Annotated in this window: 22 protein-coding genes; 8 read left to right on the top strand and 14 right to left on the bottom strand. The window is 62.9% G+C overall.

Annotation, left to right across the window (positions count from 1 at the left end):
• Window positions 1–130: 130 nt before the first annotated feature.
• The gene (locus YU3_RS0134550; RefSeq protein WP_027170408.1) at window positions 131–1,024 is read right to left on the bottom strand and encodes a LysR family transcriptional regulator; all 894 of its coding nucleotides are present in this window, start codon (window positions 1,022–1,024) and stop codon (window positions 131–133) included.
• A 132-nt stretch (window positions 1,025–1,156) separates the two neighbouring features.
• On the opposite strand from YU3_RS0134550, the gene YU3_RS0134555 reads away from it, so the two are divergent.
• On the top strand, window positions 1,157–2,041 hold the full coding sequence (locus YU3_RS0134555; protein ID WP_027170409.1) for an NmrA/HSCARG family protein: 885 nt from the start codon (window positions 1,157–1,159) through the stop codon (window positions 2,039–2,041).
• A 75-nt stretch (window positions 2,042–2,116) separates the two neighbouring features.
• Here the strand turns inward: YU3_RS0134555 and YU3_RS0134560 are convergent, their stop codons facing one another.
• From YU3_RS0134560 to YU3_RS41125, 8 genes are all read right to left on the bottom strand, one after another.
• Window positions 2,117–2,767: an OmpA family protein gene (locus YU3_RS0134560; RefSeq protein WP_027170410.1), complete on the bottom strand. Its 651-nt coding sequence runs from the start codon at window positions 2,765–2,767 to the stop codon at window positions 2,117–2,119.
• A 136-nt stretch (window positions 2,768–2,903) separates the two neighbouring features.
• A complete protein-coding gene (locus tag YU3_RS0134565) occupies window positions 2,904–3,272 on the bottom strand; it encodes a GFA family protein (RefSeq protein WP_027170411.1) in 369 nt (122 codons plus the stop codon).
• Window positions 3,273–3,426: 154 nt separating this feature from the next.
• Window positions 3,427–3,804, bottom strand: a complete 378-nt coding sequence (locus YU3_RS0134570) for a hypothetical protein (RefSeq protein ID WP_027170412.1) — start codon at window positions 3,802–3,804, stop codon at window positions 3,427–3,429.
• Window positions 3,805–4,101: 297 nt separating this feature from the next.
• A complete protein-coding gene (locus tag YU3_RS0134575) occupies window positions 4,102–4,506 on the bottom strand; it encodes a GFA family protein (RefSeq protein ID WP_027170413.1) in 405 nt (134 codons plus the stop codon).
• Between the two features lie 153 nt (window positions 4,507–4,659).
• A protein-coding gene (prfB, locus tag YU3_RS0134580; RefSeq protein ID WP_156913709.1) for a peptide chain release factor 2 occupies window positions 4,660–5,791 on the bottom strand; the annotation gives its coding sequence in 2 pieces (ribosomal slippage) (window positions 4,660–5,724 and window positions 5,726–5,791; 1,131 coding nt in all).
• 128 nt (window positions 5,792–5,919) lie between these two features.
• A complete protein-coding gene (locus YU3_RS0134585) occupies window positions 5,920–8,376 on the bottom strand; it encodes a penicillin-binding protein 1A (protein WP_027170415.1) in 2,457 nt (818 codons plus the stop codon).
• Between the two features lie 229 nt (window positions 8,377–8,605).
• A complete protein-coding gene (locus tag YU3_RS0134590; RefSeq protein WP_051334220.1) occupies window positions 8,606–9,805 on the bottom strand; it encodes an N-acetylmuramoyl-L-alanine amidase in 1,200 nt (399 codons plus the stop codon).
• 272 nt (window positions 9,806–10,077) lie between these two features.
• Complete coding sequence (locus tag YU3_RS41125; protein ID WP_156913710.1) at window positions 10,078–10,416, bottom strand: hypothetical protein; 339 nt, start codon at window positions 10,414–10,416, stop codon at window positions 10,078–10,080.
• A gap of 92 nt (window positions 10,417–10,508) precedes the next feature.
• Between YU3_RS41125 and YU3_RS0134595 the strand changes: the two genes are divergently transcribed.
• Window positions 10,509–13,439 (top strand): ribonuclease E/G, encoded by a 2,931-nt coding sequence (locus YU3_RS0134595; protein ID WP_027170417.1) that lies wholly within the window; start codon window positions 10,509–10,511, stop codon window positions 13,437–13,439.
• Between the two features lie 137 nt (window positions 13,440–13,576).
• On the opposite strand, the gene YU3_RS0134600 is transcribed toward YU3_RS0134595, so the two are convergent.
• Both YU3_RS0134600 and YU3_RS0134605 read right to left on the bottom strand, forming a co-directional pair.
• Window positions 13,577–14,506 carry a glutaminase gene (locus YU3_RS0134600; RefSeq protein WP_036260390.1) on the bottom strand — a complete coding sequence of 310 codons (930 nt, stop codon included), beginning with the start codon at window positions 14,504–14,506 and terminating at the stop codon, window positions 13,577–13,579.
• A gap of 5 nt (window positions 14,507–14,511) precedes the next feature.
• Window positions 14,512–15,660 carry an aminotransferase class I/II-fold pyridoxal phosphate-dependent enzyme gene (locus YU3_RS0134605; protein ID WP_027170419.1) on the bottom strand — a complete coding sequence of 383 codons (1,149 nt, stop codon included), beginning with the start codon at window positions 15,658–15,660 and terminating at the stop codon, window positions 14,512–14,514.
• Between the two features lie 186 nt (window positions 15,661–15,846).
• Here YU3_RS0134605 and YU3_RS0134610 point away from each other — a divergent pair, with 186 nt between their 5' ends.
• The 6 genes from YU3_RS0134610 (at window position 15,847) to aat (ending at window position 21,296) form a co-directional block, all read left to right on the top strand.
• Window positions 15,847–17,259: a M48 family metalloprotease gene (locus YU3_RS0134610; protein WP_027170420.1), complete on the top strand. Its 1,413-nt coding sequence runs from the start codon at window positions 15,847–15,849 to the stop codon at window positions 17,257–17,259.
• A 59-nt stretch (window positions 17,260–17,318) separates the two neighbouring features.
• Entirely contained in the window at window positions 17,319–18,146 is an 828-nt protein-coding gene (locus YU3_RS0134615) for a DsbA family protein (protein WP_027170421.1), read from the top strand.
• A 237-nt stretch (window positions 18,147–18,383) separates the two neighbouring features.
• Entirely contained in the window at window positions 18,384–18,818 is a 435-nt protein-coding gene (gene aroQ, locus YU3_RS0134620) for a type II 3-dehydroquinate dehydratase (RefSeq protein WP_027170422.1), read from the top strand.
• 26 nt (window positions 18,819–18,844) lie between these two features.
• A complete protein-coding gene (gene accB, locus YU3_RS0134625; RefSeq protein WP_027170423.1) occupies window positions 18,845–19,312 on the top strand; it encodes an acetyl-CoA carboxylase biotin carboxyl carrier protein in 468 nt (155 codons plus the stop codon).
• Between the two features lie 10 nt (window positions 19,313–19,322).
• Window positions 19,323–20,666 (top strand): acetyl-CoA carboxylase biotin carboxylase subunit, encoded by a 1,344-nt coding sequence (gene accC / locus YU3_RS0134630; protein WP_027170424.1) that lies wholly within the window; start codon window positions 19,323–19,325, stop codon window positions 20,664–20,666.
• 12 nt (window positions 20,667–20,678) lie between these two features.
• The gene (gene aat / locus YU3_RS0134635; RefSeq protein WP_027170425.1) at window positions 20,679–21,296 is read left to right on the top strand and encodes a leucyl/phenylalanyl-tRNA--protein transferase; all 618 of its coding nucleotides are present in this window, start codon (window positions 20,679–20,681) and stop codon (window positions 21,294–21,296) included.
• Window positions 21,297–21,299: 3 nt separating this feature from the next.
• On the opposite strand, the gene YU3_RS0134640 is transcribed toward aat, so the two are convergent.
• The 3 genes from YU3_RS0134640 to YU3_RS0134650 form a co-directional block, all read right to left on the bottom strand.
• Complete coding sequence (locus YU3_RS0134640) at window positions 21,300–21,683, bottom strand: hypothetical protein (protein WP_027170426.1); 384 nt, start codon at window positions 21,681–21,683, stop codon at window positions 21,300–21,302.
• Between the two features lie 61 nt (window positions 21,684–21,744).
• On the bottom strand, window positions 21,745–22,302 hold the full coding sequence (locus tag YU3_RS0134645) for a DUF2155 domain-containing protein (RefSeq protein ID WP_027170427.1): 558 nt from the start codon (window positions 22,300–22,302) through the stop codon (window positions 21,745–21,747).
• 118 nt (window positions 22,303–22,420) lie between these two features.
• A complete protein-coding gene (locus tag YU3_RS0134650; protein ID WP_027170428.1) occupies window positions 22,421–22,819 on the bottom strand; it encodes an NADH:ubiquinone oxidoreductase subunit NDUFA12 in 399 nt (132 codons plus the stop codon).
• Window positions 22,820–22,960 lie beyond the last annotated feature (141 nt).

Genomic DNA, 22,960 nt, shown 5'->3' on the forward strand with positions numbered 1-22,960 from the left:
CCGTCACGGACGGCGAACACCGATCGAGGTGGATCGGCGGCGACTTCAGCCGTCGTGCCTCGATATCGGAGAGCCGGGTTACGCAGCGATTTCAGTAGGGCGGAATCTGGTTACGTCTGAAATCGAAGCGCTACAGGTTCTTGAGCTCCAGCCCGGCCGCCGTCATGTCCAGAAACGCACGAACCTTGGCCGAAGAAGACCTGCCTTCCTGCCACAGCGCATGTATCGGCACCGGCAACGGCTCGAACTCCGTCAAGACCAGTTCGACGCGACCGTTGTCCACCAGATGCCTGATCTGCCAAAGCGGCGAGTAGCCCAAACCCAGTCCCTGGATCGCGGCGGCATAGATCGAGGTCATGAGATTGGATCGGAAAGTGCCCGTGACCTTCACGGTCCGAGGCTGTCCTTCAATCCGGAACATCCATTCACTCGGGCGCCCGTCAGCGTTTCGAATGAGGCAATTGTGCTCATTCAAGTCGAAGGGATGGGCCGGTCGGCCGCGCTGTGCAAAATAGGGAGGCGCACCGAAGACAACGCGCCGCAACGCCCCCAGGCGCTTCGCCCGCAAGCTGGAATCCGGCAAATCGCCGATCCGTATCGCCAAATCGACGCCCTCTGCACCAAGATCGACGAACCCGTCGGAAAGCTGGAGGTCAACCTCGACCCGAGGGTATATCCGCATGTATTCGGCAATGATCGGGACGAGAAAGTCCGGGCCGAACAGAACCGGCGCGCTTATGCGCAGTATCCCTGATGGCTCCAACCGCTGGTTGGCCGCTTGAAGTTTTGCTTCGTTGATCTGGTCGACCGCCGGCTTGATGCGGCGGAAAAACGTCGCTCCGGCTTCACTCGGTGTCGAACTGCGCGTCGTTCTGTGCACCAGTTCGACCCCGATGGCTTCCTCCAGCGTCGCCAGGGACCGGCTTATCGCCTGCAGCGAGCGATTCGTACCGCGCGCGGCAGCCGTCAGGCTTCCCTGCTCGACGATTGCGATAAAGGCCTCAAGATCATCTATCCGGTTCATGGATTACCTTCATGGATTATCCCGAATTGCGAGAGAACATATCGCAATATCGACTGATTGTAACGAAATTCATGACTTAATATCTCTTCCCTACCGGAGGTCCCGGAACAGATCGATGGAAGGAGAATTGTCATGCAAGCATCCAATCCAGCCGTCCTGGTAGTAGGCGCTACAGGCCGGTTTGCCGGGCTTGTCGTGCCTGAGCTGGTTCGCCGCAATGCCAAGGTTCGAGCACTCATCCGCGACTCCGCGGATGCCGGGAAGGCGCGGCAGGTCGGAGCATCCGAGGTCGCGATTGGAGATCTGCGCAATCGTCAAAGCCTCGAAACCGCCCTTGAGGGCATAGACGGCGTCTTCCACATTGGCCCGGCCTTTGCACCCGATGAAGCGGCCATGGGTGTCGCCATGGTCGAGTCGGCGGCGGAGGCAGGCGTTCGGAAGTTCGTTTTCTCGTCGGTGATCCAGCCCACCAATGCAAAGCTGAAAAACCATGCCAGCAAGGTGCCTGTCGAAGACGCTCTCTTTTCCACGAACATGGATTACACCATTCTGCACCCTGCCAATTTCATGCAGAATATCGCAGCCGCCTGGCCATCGGTCGTCGAGCATGGCGTCTTCTCGGAGCCGTTTCCAAAGACCGCGAAGGTGGCGCGTGTCGACTACCGCGATGTCGCCGAGGTGGCGGCCATCGCGTTGACCGAAGCGCGATTGTCCTATGCCTCGCTCGAATTATGTGCCGACGGCATGCATAGCCGCGTTGAGATCGTTTCGATGATGGCTGAGGAGCTTGGCCGCCCCATAGATGCCGGCGAGCCGACATTTGGCGAATGGGCGGCAAATGCCGGCCTTCCCTACAACGACCGCCAAAAGCAGCTCTTGGCCAAAGTCCATGACCACTATGCCAAATACGGCCTTGGCGGAAACGGTCTGACGTTGCGCGCCGTGCTCGGTCGCGAGCCGCGTTCGCTGCGAGGCTTCATTCGGGAACTGGCCCGGCAAACGGTGGAAGTCGCCTGATCGCTTTTTTTGGCTGGAAGAGGTTCAAACAGAAACGGCCCCAGACCGGGGCCGTTTCATGTTGGTGCCGCCTTGTCAGGTGAGCGGCGACAACTGGATTTCGACGCGCCGGTTCTGCTCGCGGCCGGCGGCGGTCGCGTTGGATGCGATCGGGCGGGTCTTGCCGAAGCCGGTGACGGCGAAGCGGCGCTGGTCGACGCCCTGGCCGGACAGGTAGTTGGCGACAGCCAGCGCGCGGCGCTGCGACAGGTCGAAATTGTGCTCGTCGCCGCCGGTCGAATCGGTGTGGCCGAAGACGTCCACCGTCGTCTGGCGGAACTTCTTCAGCACCAGCGCGACCGAGTTCAACACCGGATAGAAGCCCGGCTTAACGGCGTCCTGGTCCACGTTGAAGGTGATGTCGGACGGCATGTTGAGGATGATCTGGTCGCCGCTGCGGGTGACGCTGACGCCGGTACCCTGCAGCTGACGGCGAAGCTCGGCCTCGTTCTGGTCCATCGTCGCGCCGATCGCGCCGCCGGCGAGCGCGCCGATGCCAGCGCCGATCAGGGCGTTGCGGCGGTCATTGCCGCCGGCGAGCAGACCAAGGCTGGCGCCTGCCAGTGCGCCAAGGCCGGCGCCGGCCGCCGTATTCGAGATCTTCTGGTCGCCGGTATACGGATCGGTGGTGGTGCAGGCGCTCACCAGCAGAGCCGTCGCAACAGCGACGAGCACAGTCTTCTTCATCGGATTGGTCCCTCTCCAATTCGCGGCCTTTGCAGCCGCGCCAAATCAGCCCTTCCGCTGCTTTGTAACATGAAATGCGGCGAAAAACGGAACAGGAATGCGGCCGGCGGAGTTAAGGCGGCCGGCTCTCGCCCGCCTACCACAAATTCTTGCCGTCGATGACCACCACCTCGACCTTGTCCAGGTCGAAATCGTCGATCAGGCGCGAATTGACGCTGATCTTCGGGTTGTCGAAATCCGGCTTCCCGGTCGACCAATCGGGCGTTTCAGTGAAGGTGCCGCAGCCGCAGGTAGCGCAGAAACCGTGCTTCACGGTCCTGGAGCCCCAGCGATAGAAGGAGACGTTCCCTGGAGGACTCGTGAGCTTGAATTGCGACGGCACATAATAGGCCCATAACGACCCGCGCTTGGAGCAGAAGGAGCATGTGCATTGCGTCACAGTCTGCGGCGCTTCCGAAACCTCGAACGTCGTCGCCTTGCAGTGGCAGCTTCCCTTGATCGTCATCAGAATCACCTCTCCGTTTCCCGCCGCCAAGCTGGAATTCCCGCTGGCTGCAGGGCAACATAAGGAAGCGATCCTGACAACCGTCTGTCAGCAGCTTCGGCAGATATCCTGCGTGCTCGAAGTTCTCTCGCGCTTCGCGTCTGCGTCGCGAAGTCTAGTAAGAGGGCGGTGGCACGAACAGGCAAATCGTCTTGCCTGCATCGAGCCCGGCCTGATGCGCGCACCAATGGTACTCGCCGTCGGGCGAGTTCTTGACCCGCTTGTCGGCATAGGCCACCACCTCGCCCGTGCCTTTTATGACATAGCCTTCGGGCCGCTCGCTGATCGACGACTGCGGCACCTCCTTGCAATCGTAGTTGGCGCAGCAGGCAAAGGGATATTTCCAGCCTTGTGGCATGGCCGCCGTGGGTTGCGCCTCATGCGCAGTGGCTGTCGCCATCAGCGCGGCGATCATCTCGACCGCAAGCAGGGAAAACAAAAGTCGGCCAGCCGGTCGAACGGCTTGGGCCGATCTTGATATGGCAGCAGACATCGAAGCGTTCCTTTCGAGCATCAAGCGTTTTCGCTTGCCCGTTCCAAGAACGTATCTTCCCAGTGGCCGGATCGTCAGGCGCAGTGATGCCGCGTCCGGCCGTCAATGCTTCTATCCCACAGCCCGAATGCTGAGCTGATTCCTTGGCCGGCGCAAGAAGTGGGCGCGCCATCGTAGCGCGCCCGGGCTTAAGCTTCGGCCACGAAAAGATGCGCAGACTTGCTCGTTGAGAACCAAACGACAGGCCTGCGACCAGGGTGCCTAAGAACGAAGTTCCGCCGACAGAGGTTCCGGCCTTCAGCCGTCGGCATGTTCACGATATTGCGGCAGATCGTCTGTAATCGTGAACCATGGCGCCTTGGAACCGACGAAGATATGTGCAGTCGGGCGAATGCTTGGATCGTCCGTCAACGTTCCCATGGCGATATGGACGTAGGCGCCCTCACGCACCAATGAATAGATGAGCGAGCCGCATTGCCCGCAATGGGCGTCATGACCTATGTCGTCACCGAAGATCAGCAGCTTGTCACCGCCCGCGGTGAGACGGAACTTGTCGCGCTCGATGCCGGCGAAGGGCTTGAAGGCCGAGCCGGTGGTGCGCCGGCAGTTTGAGCAATGGCAGTTCGCCGCGTAGGCGAAGGCGTCGGCCACCTCATAGTGGACGGCGCCACAGAAGCATTTTCCTGCAAGGGCGCGAGTCACCGGCTTCCTCCACGGTTGCGAGGCACAGGATGTGTCGGATTCAGGCCGGTCCGAAAATAGCTGATTTCCGACAACCGAGCGGACACTGGGTCAGTGAGGGACGGGAAGCGCAGGTCACAGCGATTTACGGACCGGCCTGACCTGAACATGGGCCTAGTCGAGGTCAGCGACCGCTTCACCGGCGCCGCCTTCGATGCGGTGCGAGAGCGAGGCTTCCATGAACTCGTCGAGGTCGCCGTCGAGCACGCTTGACGGCGAGGTGCTTTCAACGCCGGTGCGCAGATCCTTCACCAACTGGTAGGGCTGCAGCACATAGGAACGGATCTGGTGACCCCAGCCGATGTCGCTCTTCGACGCCTCGGTGGCATTGGCCACCGCTTCACGCTTCTTCAGCTCTTCCTCGTATAGGCGTGAGCGCAGCATTTCCCAGGCCTTGGCCTTGTTCTTGTGCTGCGAGCGTTCGGCCTGGCAGGCGACCGCAATGCCGGTGGCGATATGGGTGATGCGGACCGCCGAGTCCGTCGTGTTGACGTGCTGGCCGCCCGAACCGGACGAGCGATAGGTGTCGATGCGCACGTCCGATTCAGAGACGTCGATCTCGATCCTGTCGTCGACGACTGGATAGACCCAGATGCTGGAGAAGGACGTATGGCGGCGCGCATTGCTGTCATAGGGCGAAATGCGCACCAGGCGGTGGACGCCGGATTCGGTCTTCAGCCAGCCATAGGCGTTGTGGCCCTTGATCAGCAACGTGGCGGACTTGATGCCGGCCTCTTCGCCATCGTGGACTTCCAGCACCTCGACCTTGAAGCGTCGCCGTTCGGCCCAGCGCGTGTACATGCGCAAAAGCATCGAGGCCCAGTCCTGGCTCTCGGTGCCGCCGGCGCCGGCATGGACTTCGAGATAGGTGTCGTTGGCGTCGGCTTCGCCGGAAAGCAGCGTCTCGACCTGGCGGGCCTTCGCCTCGCCTTGCATCGAGCGCAGCGCTGCCTCCGCTTCCGCGATGACGCCTTCGTCGCCCTCTTCCTCGCCGAGTTCGATGAGGCCGATATTGTCTTCCAGCGCCTGCGTCATTCCCTTGACGGCGGCGATGCCATCTTCCAGCTCCTGACGCTCCCGCATCAGCTTCTGCGCTTCGGTCGGATCGTTCCAGAGGCTGGAATCCTCGGCGCGTAAATTCAGGTATTCAAGCCGCTTTACGGCCTGATCCCAGTCAAAGATGCCTCCTCAGCAGGGTTATCGCCTGCCTGATCTCGTCGACAATGTTGAGCGTTTCCGCGCGCATGGCTTTTCGTTCAGTCCTGTTTTTTCGGTCTTTTGCGGGATAGGCGCGATACATAGGCACGCCGTCGCGGCCTGTAAAGCGAAATGGGCCGGCACTAACCTGCCGGCCCATTTCGAAACCTGGTAACGTCAGTAGAGGCCGCCGCCGCCATCCTGGATGGCCTGGTTGGCCTGCGGCGACAGCGCCCCGCCGGAACCATTCGAGCCATCCGCGCCCATGCCGATCACCCAGTAGCTGTCGGCCGGGCCGGTGCCGGGCTTGAACGCCTCGATGATGGTGTTCGGATCGCCTTCGGCGGCGCGCATGCCGGTCTTGCGGTTGATTGCGATCAGCTTCATACCGTCCGGAACCTGGAAGTCGGTATTCGGCTTGCCGTCGAGCGCAACGCGCATGAAATCCTTGAAGATCGGGGCCGCGAGGCCGCCGCCTGTGGCGCCATGACCCAGGCCGCGCGGCGTGTCATAGCCCATATAGAGGCCGACAACGAGGTTCGGAGTGAAGCCGATGAACCAGGCGTCCTTCTCGTCGTTGGTCGTGCCGGTCTTGCCGGCGATATGACGACCGAGCTCGTTGATGGTGGCGCCGGTGCCGCGCTGGACGACGCCCTCCATCATCGAGGTGATCTGGTAGGCTGTCATCGGATCGAGCACCTGCTCGGAATTGTCGACCAGCTCCGGCTCGGGCTGGTTCTTCCACTCGGTGGCGTTGCAGCCTTCGCAGCCGCGCTCGTCCTGCTTGAACACCGTCTTGCCGTAGCGGTCCTGGATGCGGTCGATCAGTGACGGTTTGATCGATTTGCCGCCATTGGCCATGATCGAATAGGCCGACACCATGCGCATGACCGTGGTTTCACCAGAGCCGAGCGCCATCGGCAGGTAGGGCGCCAGATGATCGTAGACGCCGAAACGCTCGGCATATTCGACGACCAGTTTCATGCCCATGTCGTTGGCGAGCCGCACGGTCATCAGGTTGCGCGACTTCTCGATGCCGGAGCGCAGGGTGGCCGGACCAGCGACCGTGCCGTCATAGTTCTTCGGCGTCCAGGTGGTGTTGCCGCTCTGGATGGTGATCGGGCCGTCCATTATCACCGAGGCCGGCGTATAGCCATTGTCGAGCGCCGCCGAATAGACGATCGGCTTGAACGAGGAGCCGGGCTGGCGCATCGCCTGGGTCGCGCGGTTGAACTCGGACTGCGCGTAGGAGAAGCCGCCGACCATCGCGAGCACGCGGCCGGTATGCGGATCCATGGCGACGAGGCCGCCCTCGACCTCTGGCACCTGGCGCAGCATGTAGGTGTTGTCGGATCCGTCATTCTTCTGCACGAAGACCACATCTCCGGGTTCCAGCACTTCCGCCGGAGACTTCGCCCTCACGGACTTGCCGTTGACGAAGTGGCGCATGGCGAAACCCATGTCGTCCTTGCTGACCGTTCCCTGGACGCGCTCCTTGACGAGATCGCCGGAGGCCTGGCGCGTCGGCTGCAGGCCGATGGTCAGGCCGTCGGCTGAACTGTCGAGCACGACGGCCAAACTCCATTCCGGCACGTCCTCGAGGCCTTTCACATTGCCGAGCGGCACGCCCCAGTCGCCGGAAACATCGATATGCGTCACCGGTCCGCGATAGCCGCGCAGCATGTCGTATTTGAGCAGGCCGCTCTGCAACGACTTGCGGGCGATAAGCTGGATCTTGGGATCGAGCGTGGTGCGCACCGACAGACCGCCCTCGTAGAGCGCATTCTCGCCATAGCGGGCGATGATCTGGCGGCGGACTTCCTCGGTGAAATACTCACCGGCGAACAGGTAGGAGCCATTGCGGCGCGGCGTCACGCCGAGCGGTTCGGCCTTGGCCTTGTCACCCTCCTCGCGGGTGACGTAACCATTCTCGACCATCTGGTCGATGACCCAGTTGCGGCGCTCCAGCGCGCGGTCCGCGTGCTTGAAGGGATGATAATTGTTCGGGCCCTTCGGCAGCGAGGCGAGATAGGCCGCTTCGGCGACCGTCAGTTCGTTGACCGACTTGTCGAAATAGGTGAGCGCGGCACCCGCGACGCCATAGGCGCCGAAGCCGAAGAAGATTTCGTTGAGATACAGCTCGAGGATGCGGTCCTTCGAATAGGCCTGCTCGATGCGGAAGGCCAGGATCATCTCCTTGATCTTGCGCTCATAGGTCTGGTCGGAGCTGAGCAGGAAGTTCTTCGCCACCTGCTGCGTGATCGTCGAAGCGCCGACCTGTCGCCGGCCGGAGCCGAAATTCTGCAGGTTGACGACGATGGCGCGACCAAGGCCGGTGATATCGATGCCGGGGTGGTTGTAGAAGTTCTTGTCCTCGGCCGACATGAACGCGGCCTTGACGCGGTCGGGTATTGCCTGGATCGGCAGATAGAGACGCCGCTCGCGCGCATATTCGGCCATCAGCGCGCCGTCGGAGGCGTGAATGCGTGTCGTCACCGGCGGTTCGTATTTGGCCAGAACCTCGTAATCGGGCAGGTCCTTCGTCAGCTGGCTGATGTAGATGGCAAGCCCGGCCGCCACCAGCAGCGCCAGCGTCGTGCCGATGCCAAAGAAATAGCCGATGAGACGAATCATGCCCGCTCCAGTCCGAGGTTCGGGAATTTCCTAAACGAAGCCGACAGTCGCGCAAGCTTCCCGGGGCGGTCCCAATCCGCAATCAAAAACCCATGTCGCGACCATGTGGACAAAATACGGCAGCGCGAAATTTGAGGACTCGGCTGCCGAATAATAACGCCGGGTGTTGTCGTCATGCAACGCTGCTTGTGGTTGTAGACGTCCGGCGGTTGTGAACGGGTGCGGCCGGTCAGCCGCCTGTCGCGGTTCCTGCCTTGGCGGCGGCAAACAGGGCAACGGCGTTGGTTATGCTTTGCGCCGCCTTGCCGCGCCAGTCGGCGTTGAGCAGTTGCGCCTCGTCCCTGGCGTTGGAGAGGTAGCCAAGTTCGACCAGAACGGACGGCACGTCCGGAGCCTTGAGCACCCTGAAGCCGGCTGAACGCTGCGGGTTGTTGATGAGGCCGACGCTGCTCGACAGCTGGCCGACCAGCGTATGGGCGAAGCTCATCGAGAAACCATGGGTTTCACGGCGGATCAGGTCGATCAGAATGTCGGTGACTTCCTTGTTGTCGTCCTCGATCTTCATCCCGGCGAACTGGTCGGACAGGTTTTCGCGATCGGCGAGCGCCTGGGCTTCGGGGTCGGATGCTTTATCCGACAGCGTGTAGACGGTGGCGCCGCGAAGACCTTTGACGGCGATCGTATCGGCATGGATCGAGATCAGCAGGTCGGCCTCGTGCTGGCGGGCGATGCGCACGCGCTCGTCGAGCGGCAGGTAAACGTCATTGTCGCGCGTCATATAGACATCGTATTTGCCGACTGCGGCCAGCTTGTCGCGCAGTTCCTTGGCAAAAGCCAGTGTGACGTCCTTCTCGATCGTGCCGGCGGAGCTTTCGGCGCCGCCATCGACACCGCCATGGCCCGGGTCGACAACCACCGTGAAGCGATGGCCGGGCGCCGAGACCGGTCCGGTACCGACCCGTTCGCCCTTTTCGGTGGAAACCGTAGAACCTGTCGTCAGCGCCTGGTTGGCCAGAGCGTCGTCGAACTCCCGCTCCGAGGCAGCCGACATATCGATGGCAATGCGGTAGCCGCTGCCGTCGTCGTTCTTGAGCACGTCGAGCTTGTCGACCGCGAAGGGACCCTTGCCGGTGAGGATCAGGCGCGAACCATGTCCCTGATCGCCATAGCGGACAGCCCGCACAAGGCCACGCGGCTTCACATCCTTGGTGTCGAGGGCGAATCGCGTTCGCGGCAGATCGACGACCAGGCGATTGGGGCCGCGCAGCAGGAACCATTTGACGTCCGGCTCGCGGTCGAAGTTCACGACGATGCGCATCTTGGTGGCGTCGCCGGCCATCTTGTAGCCGGTCGCGCCAAGCACGGCGTCGGCACGCGCTGCGGCTGTGAAACAGAACAGGACCGCTAGCAGCAAGGCGGCCCAGGCCATGCGCGGGAAATGCGCCGCGGCCCCACCCCTCTTGTCTGCGGTGCCTGCCAGTCCCATCTCTTTCCAGTCGCTCCCGGTTTGACGCATTGCGCCCGGTCTTCTCGCAGAGTGCCTGTCAGCCACCAACTCGATTAACGATTGGTATTCAGAGAAGGTTAACCAAGCCTTTCATGGAGTGGGACGAAGGCGCCTTCCCCTGCGGAAGCGCTTTTTGCCGGCATCCGAAATCGGGGTTGCCTTCCATCCCGCCAAATCATAAAAGCGACGTTGGATCACTGCAATCCTGGAACCGCTCGCCTTAGCAGTTTCCTGCCAAAGGTCGGATGCAAAGGCGGCTCCTTCACCCTTCCAGGCTCAGGTGGTCGCGACGATTTTCGCAGGCGTGCCCTCGTGGCGGGGGAATCGCTTGCGTGAGGAAAACGGCCGGGTTTGCCCCGCGCCGGCTCTTTGTGAGCAAACAAGCTGGTCCGGCTCAAGTCCGGGCTTTGGTTCAAAAGGTTCTGCTGGGTGCCGATGGCTTCAAGCGCAATCATGGAAAGGTCCGCATCAAACCGCGCCATAATGGCTGCGGGCGGCACCGCCATTGCGCTCAAGCGGCGGTCGGCGGACATTCAATTATCCGGCAAGCACACAAGTATTGGCGCACAGCGGCGGGCTCTGCCACGCCAGCTGCGGCCATCGGCTGCCGACAGGAAACAAAATAATGCCCAACAAGATGCTAATAGACGCCTCCCACCCGGAGGAAACACGCGTTGTTGTCGTTCGCGGTAACCGCATTGAAGAATTCGACTTTGAATCCCAGGACAAGAAGCAGCTCAAAGGAAACATCTACCTCGCCCGCGTAACCCGGGTCGAGCCTTCCCTCCAGGCAGCCTTTGTCGAATATGGCGGCAACCGTCACGGTTTTCTCGCCTTCAGTGAAATTCACCCCGATTACTATCAGATCCCGGTCGCCGACCGTCAGGCCCTGCTGCGCGCCGAAGCGCAGGAGGCCGAGGACGAAGACGACGAGGAGGCCGAGAACGGCGAGGAGCAGCAGGCGCGCGACCGCGGCGGCCGGCGCAGCCGTCGGCGCGGCGGCAAGAACCGCGACCGCGGCGAGCACAAGCACGCGTCCTCGGAAAATGGGGAAAGCCCGGCTGAAGCCGCGGCAGCTGACGAAACCGCAGCCGAGGCTGCCTGGAACGAGGAAGCTGGCGGCGAGACCGCCGATGCCCCGGTAGAAAATGCCGAAACAGTTTCCGAAGCCGTCGAAGTCGCATCGGAAACGGCTGAAGAACCCGCCGCAGGGGCTGACGAAGATAACGCCGCGGACGACGAGGATGGCAAGCCATCCGAAGGTGGCCCCACCTCGATTGCCGCAAACATCGAGGCCGACGTGGTTTCCGAGGCGGTCCCGCACACCGATCAGCCCGAGCAGAGTGGCGAAGCCACAGCCAGCGACGATGATCGCGGCATGCTGGAGGATGTCTCGGCCTCGCATTCGGACGAGCACGAGGTCGAATCGGTCGGCGCTGAAGACGCGCTCGAGGAAATCCGCAACCGCCGCAAGCCGGTGCGCCGCCAGTACAAGATCCAGGAAGTCATCAAGCGCCGCCAGATCCTTCTGGTGCAGGTGGTCAAGGAAGAGCGCGGCAACAAGGGCGCGGCGCTTACCACCTATCTTTCGCTTGCCGGCCGCTATTCGGTGCTGATGCCGAACACGGCGCGTGGCGGCGGCATCTCGCGCAAGATCACCAATGCCCAGGACCGCAAGCGGCTGAAGGAGGTCGTGTCCGACCTCGACGTGCCACAGGGCATGGGTGTCATCCTGCGCACCGCCGGTGAAAGCCGCACCAAGGCAGAGATCAAGCGCGACTACGAATATCTGATGCGGCTTTGGGAAAACGTCCGCAACCTGACGCTGCAGTCCTCCGCCCCTGCCCTGGTCTATGAGGAAGGCAGCCTGATCAAGCGCTCGGTGCGCGACCTCTACAACAAGGATATCGACGAAATCCTGGTCTCCGGCGAGGACGGCTACCGCGAGGCCAAGGACTTCATGCGCATGCTGATGCCGAGCCACGCCAAGGTGGTTCAGCCGTTCCGCGACACGACGCCGATCTTCGTGCGCAACGGCATCGAGGCACAGCTCGACCGCATGCTGCAGCCGCAGGTGACGCTGAAGAGCGGCGGCTACATCATCATCAACCAGACCGAGGCGCTGGTTTCGATCGACGTCAACTCCGGCCGCTCCACCAAGGAGCATTCGATCGAGGAGACCGCGCTCCACACCAATCTGGAAGCGGCCGAGGAAGTCGCACGCCAGTTGCGGCTGCGCGACCTTGCCGGCCTCATCGTCATCGACTTCATCGACATGGAGGAGAACCGCAACAACCGCTCCGTCGAGAAGCGGCTGAAGGATCACCTCAAGAACGACCGCGCCCGTATCCAGGTCGGCCGAATCTCGCATTTCGGCCTGATGGAAATGTCGCGCCAGCGCATCCGCGCCAGCGTGCTGGAATCGACCATGAAGCCCTGCCCGCATTGCGGCGGCACGGGCCATGTGCGCTCCGATTCCTCCGTGGCGCTGATGGTGGTGCGGGCGATCGAGGAATTCCTGCTCAAGGATTCGCGCAGCCATATCGTCGTGCGCACACCGTCGGCGACCGCGCTTTATGTGCTCAACCACAAGCGCGCCAATCTGGTGGAGCTCGAAGCCCGCTTCGGTCTGACGATCACGATCGAGGCTGACGAAACGCTCGGCACCCAGCATTACGCGATCTTCCGTGGGGCAATTGCCGAGAAGCCGGAGGGTTTTGTCGAGGTGCGCAGCCTGCCGGCCTATGCCGAGCCGGAAGAGCCCGAAGACGAGATCGTCGTCGAAGAGGAAGAGGAAGTTCCGGTCCAGGCCGAACAGCCGCGCCATCCGCAGCAGGGCCAGCAGCAGCGGTCCGAGGACGGCGAAGGCCGCGATCGCAAGCGCCGCAAGCGCCGGCGGCGGCGCGGCGGCAGGGATCGCGACCGTGAGCACAATGGCGATGCCGAGGCCGCATCGACGGAAGCTGGCGAAGCCGATGACGATGCGACAGAAGAGGCCGTCGAGGAGGTGACCGCCGGCGGCGACGCCGTGGCGGCCGCTGCCGACGACGGTTCCGGCAAGAAGCGCCGGCGCGGGAAGCGCGGCGGCAAACGCAACCGCCGCGAGGACGAGGCCTCAGAGGCCGTTGCCGGCGAAGCTGTTAGCGACATCGAGGGTGAAGCGGCGCAAGGCGAGGACGCGGTTAGCGAGCCGGCAATAGCGGCTCCGACTGAAGAGCCTGTCGCTCCCGCTGCGGCCAATGACGATGCCGAGGCGGTCGAAAAGCCGAAGAAGCCCCGCCGTTCGAGGGCCAAGAAGGCAGCCGAGGAAACCGTGGCCGAGACGGTGTCCGAACCTGTAGCCGAAGCCCAGGTCGCGCCCGTGGCTGCCGAGCCGGCAGTTGCCGCGGCGGAGCCCGAGGCGGAGGCTGCGGCCAATGCCCATCCGACGCGGCGCAAGCAGCAGCCGATCGACGCGCCGGTTGTTCCAGTCGTGTCCTCGAACGTGTCCGATGAGGCCAAGACCGAGGACAAGCCGAAGCGTGCCGGCTGGTGGCAGCGCAAGGGTTTTTTCTAAACCTTTCAGATCGTTAGACTGATCTTTTAAAAAGTCCCGCGCCGCGTCCGGCGCGGGATTTTTCATTTCCCCGATGTCCTTTCCGCGTGCGCAATTCCTTACGGAAAACCGCTGTGCACTTTTCCTGGAATTGCTTTTTAAGGCGCGAAGATCGACCAGTTCATCATCCGAGCGAGCTTCTCCAGGGCGATGGAGCCGAGCTTGGAGTTGCCGTTCTCATTGAGGCCGGGCGACCACACCGCCAGCGAAGCCACGCCCGGCACGATGCCAAGGATGCCGCCGCCGACGCCGCTTTTGCCGGGAATGCCGACGCGGAAGGCGAAATCGCCGGAGCCGTCATAATGGCCGCAGGTCAGCATCAGCGCGCCGATGCGGCGGGCCCGTTCAGCCGACACGACGGAATGTCCGGTCGCAGGATTCCTGCCGCCATTGGCGAGGAAGCGGCCGGCCACGGCAAGCTGGCGGCAACTCATGGCAATCGCGCAATGATGGAAATAGACACCCAGCGCCAGCTCCGGCTCGTGATGAAGATTGCCGAAGGATTTCATATAGTTGGCCAGGGCGAAGTTGCGGTAGCCGGTGGCCCGCTCGGATGCCGCCACGTCGCGGTCGATGATGATCGTCTCGTCATCGGCGAGGAACTGGATGAAGCGCAGGATTTCGCCGATCGCCTCGCGCGGCTGATGGCCGGCGAGCAGGACATCGGAGACGACGATGGCGCCGGCATTGATGAATGGATTGCGCGGGATGCCGTTCTCATGCTCGAGCTGGACGATCGAGTTGAACGGATTGCCGGACGGCTCGCGGCCGACGCGGTGCCATAGCGCGTCGCCGATCTTGCCCAGCGCCAGCGTCAGGGTGAAGACTTTCGAGACGCTCTGGATCGAAAAGGGCTGATCGGCGTCGCCGGCAAGGATGACGCGGCCATCATTGGTCACGGCGGCGAGGCCGAATTTCTTCGGATCGACCTTGCCGAGCTGCGGGATGTAAGTCGCCACCTCGCCGCGATCTGTGCGCTCCGCCATTTCGGCGGCCACTTCGGCCAATGCTTGTTCGAGTTCCGGCATGGCCGCTATTTCAGCCAGCGTTCGATGCGCGCCAGCGCCTCGACCATGTCGTCATGGCTGCCGGCATAGGAAAAGCGCATGGTGCGGTGCCCCTGCAGCGGGTCGAAATCGCGGCCGGGCGTCGCCGCGACATGCGCCTCGGCAAGCATTTTGCGCGCGAAAGCCATGCTGTCATTGGTGTGACGGGTGACGTCGCAGAAAGCATAGAAGGCACCGTCCATCGGTGCGGCGAGCGCGAAACCAAGCTTCGGCAACCGCTTCATCAGAAGATCGCGGTTCCAGGCATAGCGCGCCTTCACCTTCTCCAGCTCTTGCGTCGCCTTGAAGGCCTCGATCGCGGCGATCTGCGACAATTCCGGCGGCGAGATGTAGAGGCTCTGGGCGACACGCTCGACCGGCCGCACCAGTTCTTCGGGCAGCACCATCCAGCCGACGCGCCAGCCGGTCATGCAATAGTATTTCGAAAAGGAGTTGATCACGGTGACGCCGGCGCCATGCGCCAGCGCGGTGACATCCGGCGCCGCGTAGGCCAGCCGGTGGTAGATTTCGTCCGAGATCACGGCGATGCCGAGTTCCTCAGCCGTCCTCACCAGCGCGGCAAGTTCGTCCGCCGGAATCACCGCGCCGGTCGGATTTGCAGGGCTGGCGAACAGCACGCCTTTCAGCGGCCTCTCGCGATGCGCGGCCTTCAAGTGCTCGGCATGCAGGTAGGCATCCGAGCCGAGCTCGATCTCGACGATCTCGATGCCGAGCGCGGCCATGATGTTGCGGTAGGCAGGATAGCCGGGCGCGGCGATGGCGACGCGGTCGCCCGGATCGAACATCGCCAGGAAAGCCAGGTTGAAGGCGGCCGACGAGCCGGTCGTGACCGCAACGCGCGACGGCGCGACGTCGATCCCGTAATGCTCGCCATAATGTTCCGCGATCGCCTTGCGCAGGTCGGCCAGACCCAAAGCGTCGGTGTAGCCAATGCGGCCATGCCTCAGAGCCGCGGCCGCCGCCGCGCGGACGCCGACCGGCGCGGGGTCGGATGGCTGGCCGACAGCCATCGACACCACGGGCACGCCTGTGGCCTTCAGCCGGTTGGCCTCGGCCAGGATATCCATGGCGTGGAACGGCTCGACTTCCCCCCGGCGCGAAAGCGAAACGACCATTTGACCTCTTCCAACTGCCCTTATTCGGCGAAATCCCGGACACAAACCGTCGTGGACTTGTCCTTGAACTGCCCCAGTTCAAGGACAGCGCCGCACAAATGCCCGATTGATGTGGGGATCACAAGCACGCAGGAAGTTACCGGCGCCGACTTTTCATCTTTCGCCCGCTCGTCTACCAGTGGACCTATGTTGAGCCGACCCCGACCATTGATTGGCAAATCGAAATCCCTCAGCCGAACCGCGCGCGGCTTCGCGACGCTTCTGCTTGCCGCAACTGTCGCCGTCTCAAGCTCGGTCAACGCCTTCGCGCAAGGCGTGCCGGTGGTGCGCGACGCCGAGATCGAGGCGCTGGTGCGTGACTATGCCCGGCCGATCTTCAAGGCGGCGGGGCTTGCCAATGACGGTATCGACATCGTCCTGGTCAACGATCAAAGTTTCAACGCCTTCGTCACCGGGCGGCGCCTGTTCATCAACACCGGCGCGCTGGTGACCGCCGAAACGCCGAACGAGATCATCGGCGTTATCGCGCACGAGGCCGGCCACATCGCCGGCGGACACCAGCAGAAATTGCGCGACCAGCTCGACCGCGCCAAGACCATGGCCATCATCGCCACGCTGCTCGGCGCCGGCGCCATGGTTGCCGGCGCCACCACCAACAGCCGCGGCCTGGCCGGCGCCGGCATGGGCGTCGCCGCCGGCGGCGGCGAGATGGCACAGCGCAGCATCCTTGCCTATCAGCGCACCGAAGAGATCACCGCCGACCGCTCGGCGATTACCTATCTGAACGCCACCGGCCAGTCCGGCATGGGCATGCTGAAGACCTTCGGTCGCTTCCAGAGCGCGCTGTCGCTGGCCGGCACCCAGGTCGACCCCTACCGCATCAGCCATCCGATGCCGCAGGAGCGCATCGCCAACCTCGAAGCGCTCGTCAAGCAAAGCCCTTTCGTCAACGCCGTCGACCCGCCGACGCTGCTGCAGCGACATGACATGATGCGCATCAAGATCGCCGCCTATATGCAGGGCCAGGCGGCCGTTGCGCGGCTGATGCGCAAGAACCCGACCAGCCTCGCCTCGCGCTATGGCGACGCGCAGCAGACCTATCTCTATGGCAATCCGGGCGCAGCGTTGACGAAGACGGCGGCGCTGATCAAGGAACAGCCGAAGAACCCCTATTTCCATGAATTGCGCGGCGACATCCTGATGAAGATCAACAAGCCGAAGGACGCGGCGGACGCCTATTCCAAGGCGGTCAGCCTCGATCCCGCGCGCTCCGGATTGTTGTCGGTTTCTCTCGGCCAGGCGCTCATGGCGGCGGGCACACCCGATTCGCTGAAGAAAGCGGTCGCCCAGCTCAACAGCGGCGTCGGGCGGGACAAGGAAAATTCCGAAGCCTATCGCTTCCTTGCGCAGGCATATGGCGAGCTCGGCGACATTCCGGCCGCCGATCTCGCCACCGCCGAGGGCCACTACTATGCGGGCGACTATAAAAACGCCAAAATATTCGCCATGCGCGCTCAACAGAAATTGAAGCGCGGCGAACCCCGCTGGGTCCGCGCTCAGGATATCATAAACTACACGCCATCGAACAAACTGAAATGAACCTCCCGGACGTTGGCGGCGACCAAGGCGGACCGGAACAGGCAAAAGGAACGACGATCATGAACAAGGCAATCCTGCTTGGCAGTGCTGGCGGCCTGGCGGTGGCGCTCGGCATGTTGGCCTTCGGCTTCGTGGCGGGAAACCCGCAGATCGCGAAGGCCGACACCGTGCAAGTGGCACAGGTCACGTCCTCAACCGACACCAAGGCCTCCGCCGACACCAAGATTGATCGCAAGGAGGTCGAGGGCATCATCCGCGACTATCTCCTGAAGAATCCGGAAGTCCTGCTCGAGGTGCAAGACGCGCTCGAGGCCAAGCAAAAAGAAGAGCAGCGGCTCGCCGCGCTCGGTGTGATCAAGAATGCCAAGGACGAGATCTTCAATTCCACCTTCGACGGCGTCGTCGGCAACCAGAAGGGCAAGGTGACGATCGTCGAGTTCTACGACTATAATTGCGGCTTCTGCAAACGCGCCATCGAGGACATGCAGGCGCTGACCAAGTCCGACTCCGACCTGCGTTTCGTTCTCAAGGAATTCCCGATCCTCAGCCCGGATTCGCAGAAGGCCAGCGTGGTCTCCATGGCGTTCCACCTGATGCACCCGGAGAAATACGGCGCGTTCCACACCGCGCTGCTCGGCGGCCAGGGCCGCGCCACCGAAGCGACCGCGATCAAGGTGGCGCTTTCGCTCGGCGCCGACGAGGCGACGCTGCGCGAGAAGATGAAGGACCCCCGCATCGCCGAAACGCTGTCGCGCACCTATGACCTCGCGACGAAACTGTCGATCACCGGCACGCCGTCCTATGTGGTGGGCAACGAGGTGATCTTCGGAGCGCTCGGCCAGCAGGTCCTGGCGGAAAAGATCGAAGAGGCAAAGAGCGCGCTCTAAGCGTCTTAAAGCGCGTCGCGTTGAAACGGGGTCCAAGCGACGCGCTTTAGGTCCTTGTTTTGATGCATGTCGTTCTCCCAAAACCGCTGCGCACTTTTGGGCGACATGCATTAGAGTGCAAAAGCCGGCCGCTGTGGACAGCGAAAGAACGCACTTGCGCTCTTTTCGCGGGCGGCTATGCCCATTATAGAGGCCCAGTGCGCCGGCTTGGGGTCGGCGTAAAACAAGGTCGGCATATTGAAAACGATTTTTGTCCTCAACGGTCCCAACCTCAATGCGCTCGGCAAGCGCGAGCCGGGGATTTATGGCGGCAAGACGCTTGCGGCCATTGCCGAGGATTGCAAGGCGGCCGGCGCCGCGCTCGGGCTGGAGATCGACTTTCGCCAATCCAACCATGAGGGCGACCTCGTCGACTGGATCCAGGAGGCCGGCGACAAGGCGGCAGGGATCGTCATCAATCCCGGCGCCTACAGCCATACCTCGATCGCAATCCACGACGCCATCCGCGCTGTAGCACCGCTCCCCGTCGCGGAAGTCCATCTTTCCAACATCCACGCGCGGGAGCCCTTCCGCCACGTCTCGATGGTCGCGCCGGTCGCTGTCGGCATGATCTGCGGGTTCGGGCCGCTCGGCTACACGCTTGCGCTGCAGGCACTGGCGGCGCGACTGTGACCGGCTCCCAAACAGAAGGCTCGAAAATGTCGATAAAGAAGAACGGTGTTGACCAGCAGCTGATCCGCGACCTGGCGGGCATACTGAACGACACCAACCTGACTGAGATCGAGGTCGAGCTCGGCGATCTCAAGGTGCGCGTGTCGCGACAGGCGCAGGCCGTCCATGCGGTCGCCGCGCCGCTGCCCGCGATTGCCGCGGGTTCCTTGGCTGCGGCTCAGCCGGGCGCGGTCGCCCCGGCTGCGGGCGCCGATTTGTCCAAGAACGCCGTACCCTCGCCGATGGTCGGCACCGCGTATCTGGCGCCCTCGCCCGATGCCAAGCCGTTCGTCGAGATCGGCCAGAAGGTCAAGGAAGGCCAGACGCTGCTTATCATCGAAGCGATGAAGACGATGAACCAGATCCCCTCGCCGCGCGCCGGCACGGTGACGGCTGTCCTCATCGAGGACGCCCAACCCGTCGAATACGGCATGCCGCTCGTGGTCATCGAGTAGAGCGGGCCGGATGTTTCAAAAGATCCTCATCGCCAATCGCGGCGAAATCGCCCTCAGGGTGCTACGCGCCTGCAAGGAACTCGGCATCCAGACGGTGGTGGTCCATTCGACGGCGGATTCGGATGCCATGCATGTGCGGCTTGCCGACGAGAGCGTCTGCATCGGCCCGCCACCTTCGCGCGAAAGCTATCTCAACATCCATCAAATCGTCGCCGCCTGCGAGATCACCGGCGCCGACGCCGTGCATCCGGGCTACGGCTTCCTGTCGGAAAACGCCAAGTTCGCCGACATCCTTGCCGCCCACAACATCACCTTCATCGGCCCGTCGGGCGACCATATCCGCATCATGGGCGACAAGATCGAGGCCAAGCGCACGGCAAAGCGGCTCGGCATCCCCGTCGTGCCCGGATCCGACGGCGCGATCAGCGAGGAGAAGGAAGCCAAGCGCGTCGCCGCCGAGATCGGCTATCCGGTGATCATCAAGGCCTCCGCCGGCGGCGGTGGCCGCGGTATGAAGGTGGCGCTGACCGAAGCTGACCTCGAAGTCGCGCTGCAGACGGCAAAGTCGGAAGCCGGCGCGGCCTTCGGCGACGACGCCGTCTATATCGAGAAGTATCTGCAGAAGCCGCGCCATATCGAGGTGCAGGTATTCGGCGACGGCGCCGGCCACGGCGTGCATTTCGGCGAGCGCGACTGCTCGCTGCAGCGCCGTCACCAGAAGGTCTGGGAGGAAGCCAATTCACCAGCCCTCAATGCCGAGGAGCGTTCGCGCATCGGCGGCATCTGCGCCACGGCGATTGCCGACCTCGGCTATTCCGGCGCAGGCACGATCGAATTCCTCTACGAGAACGGCGAGTTCTACTTCATCGAGATGAACACGCGCCTGCAGGTCGAGCATCCGGTGACCGAAGCTATCACCGGCATCGACCTTGTGCACGAGCAGATCCGCGTCGCTTCCGGCGGCGGGTTGTCGGTCAGGCAGGAAGACATCAAGTTCAACGGCCATGCCATCGAATGCCGCATCAACGCCGAGGATCCGCGCACCTTCACGCCGTCGCCCGGCACGATCACGCATTTCCACACGCCCGGCGGCCTCGGCATCCGCGTCGATTCCGGCGTCTATTCCGGCTACAAGATCCCGCCTTACTACGACAGCCTTATCGGCAAGCTGATCGTGCACGGCCGCAACCGCGTCGAATGCATGATGCGGCTGCGCCGCGCGCTCGACGAATTCGTCGTCGACGGCATCAAGACCACGCTGCCGCTGTTCCGCGACCTTGTCGGCAATCCCGACATCGCCAACGGCGACTATGACATCCACTGGCTGGAAGAATATCTGGCCAAAGGTGAATAGCACGGGGATGCGATGACCCGCCCCTACGCGCCAGGCTATCGCATCCCGACCGACCTGCTGCTCAGGGCTTACGCCTCGGGCGTCTTCCCGATGGCCGAGAGCGCCAACGACCCGGAAGTGTTCTGGGTGCGGCCGGAAACGCGCGGCATCATTCCGCTGGACAGGTTCCACACACCGCGCAGCCTGAAGAAGACGGTCCGCAAACATCCGTTCGACATCCGTTACGATTTCGATTTCGATGCGACGATCGACGGCTGCGCCGAAAAGCGCGAAGAGCGCCGCTCGACCTGGATCAACGCGCCGATCCGAGAAGCCTATGTCGAGCTCCATCGCCTGGGCCACTGCCATTCGGTCGAAGCATGGCGCGAGGAACGGCTGGTCGGCGGCCTTTACGGCGTCTCGCTCGGTCGCGTCTTCTTCGGCGAAAGCATGTTCGCCAGGGAAACTGACGCTTCGAAGACCTGTCTCTACCATCTCGTCGAGCGGCTGAAGGCACGCGGCTTCGCGCTGCTCGACACGCAGTTCACCACCGAGCATTTGAAGCGCTTCGGCGCCGTCGACGTGCCGCGCGGCCAGTATGAGAAGCTGCTCGCCGAGGCGCTGAAGGGCGAGGCTGTCTTCTATCCTTGAGGATCAGTCTTGCGCCGTATCCAGCGGCGTCTGCGCATGGAACATCATCTTCCAGCCGTTGACGCGGTGGACATAGCCTGTGCTGACGAGGGCGGCATAGCGTTCGCCATTGTCGCGCGTCGCGCGTACCTCGTAGGCCAGCATGACGATGTCGCTGCCGGGTTCGACCATGCCTTTCAGCTTGATGTCGAGGTCGTGCCAGCGGTTGGGCTTGCTGGCCGTCGCCGCCAATTCGGCATTGGTCATCGCCTTGGCCATCTGCGGAAACGAGACCAGGCATTCCGTGTCCGCATTGGCTTGGTAGTAGGCAGAATCGCCGCCCCAGAAGCCTCTCTCGATGTCGAGAAGCTCCTCCTTGCTGGCGGTCATCGGCTTCTTGGTGGTCATCGCGGAATCCTCCTCGCCTGACGCCGATCTGGAACGGCCCAGGCGCGGGCAGGTTCCGAGATCAGTTGGCGCTGGCCGGCTCGTCGTCAGCCGGCTCGGGCGCGGCGTCGGCCGGTTGCGCCGGAGCGTTGGGCTTGGCGGCCTCGGTCTTCGGCTTACCAGTGTCGGCCTTGGCCGCGGTCGGCGGCGGCACATCGGACTTCTGCTTGCAGCCTTTGAGCCAGACGTCATAGACGGCGTGCTCGACGGCGTTGAGGCCGGGGCTTTCGGCGAACATCCAGCCGGTGAAGATGCGGCGGATCTTGCGGTCGAGCGTGATCTCGTCGACCTCGACGAAGGAATCGGTCTTGGGCTGCTCCGTGTCGGGCCGCGAATAGCAGACGCGAGGCGTCACCTGCAAAGCACCGAACTGCACGGTCTCGTCGATATAGACGTCGAAGGTGATGATGCGGCCGGTGATCTTGTCGATGCCGGCGAACTCGGCCACCGGATTGGTGACGCGCTCCGAGGCCGAAGGTGCTACGGCCGGCGCCGGCGCGGCGGCGAAAGCCGCCGCCGAGGCGGCCAAAACGGAAGCTGCCGTGAACAATCCCGTCGAGATTCGGCCGAAATAACTCATGCAAGGATACCGGTGGTTGCGCCCGGGTGATTCTCTCAATCGCCCAAGGCTAATCATGGCTGCGATATCAGCAAGCAGCTAAACGCCAATTGTGGCGACAAAGGACCGAAAGACGCGTTTACGAACCGGGCGTCCAGGCGTCGTAGTCGCCGGTTACCTGCGGGCGGTGCTGGTTGGTCAGGATGGAACCCTGCGGACGATAGGCGCCGGGCGTTCCAGTCAGGTTCGGCCGATGCTGCTTCTGCCACTCGCGAGCCTTGTAGCTCTCGCTCGATGGAGCTGTGTCGACGCGGTGGTGAATCCAGCCATGCCAACCCGGCGGGATATTCGAGGCTTCCGAATAGTCGCGATAGATGACCCAGCGGCGGGTGCGGCCTTCCGAATCGATGCCGCCCTCGTAATAGACGTTGCCGGCCTCGTCCTCGCCGACCCGCTTGCCGAAGCGCCAGGTGTGGAAGCGGGTGCCGAGCGTCTGGCTGTTCCACCAGGTGAAAAACTGCAGCAGGAAAGTTTTCATCCAAATCCTCGCGGCGGCAGCGGCTGCGCCCTTCCCTGCTTATGGCGTCACGCCACCGCGAAGGCAAGAGTTTTGCCATGCCCCAAGCGTAATGCTTCGTGCGCTAAATCGATGCAGCCGTGCTGCCCAGCCACAGCGCGG

It is taken from the genome of Mesorhizobium sp. WSM3224, assembly GCF_000427725.1.
GTDB lineage: Bacteria > Pseudomonadota > Alphaproteobacteria > Rhizobiales > Rhizobiaceae > Mesorhizobium.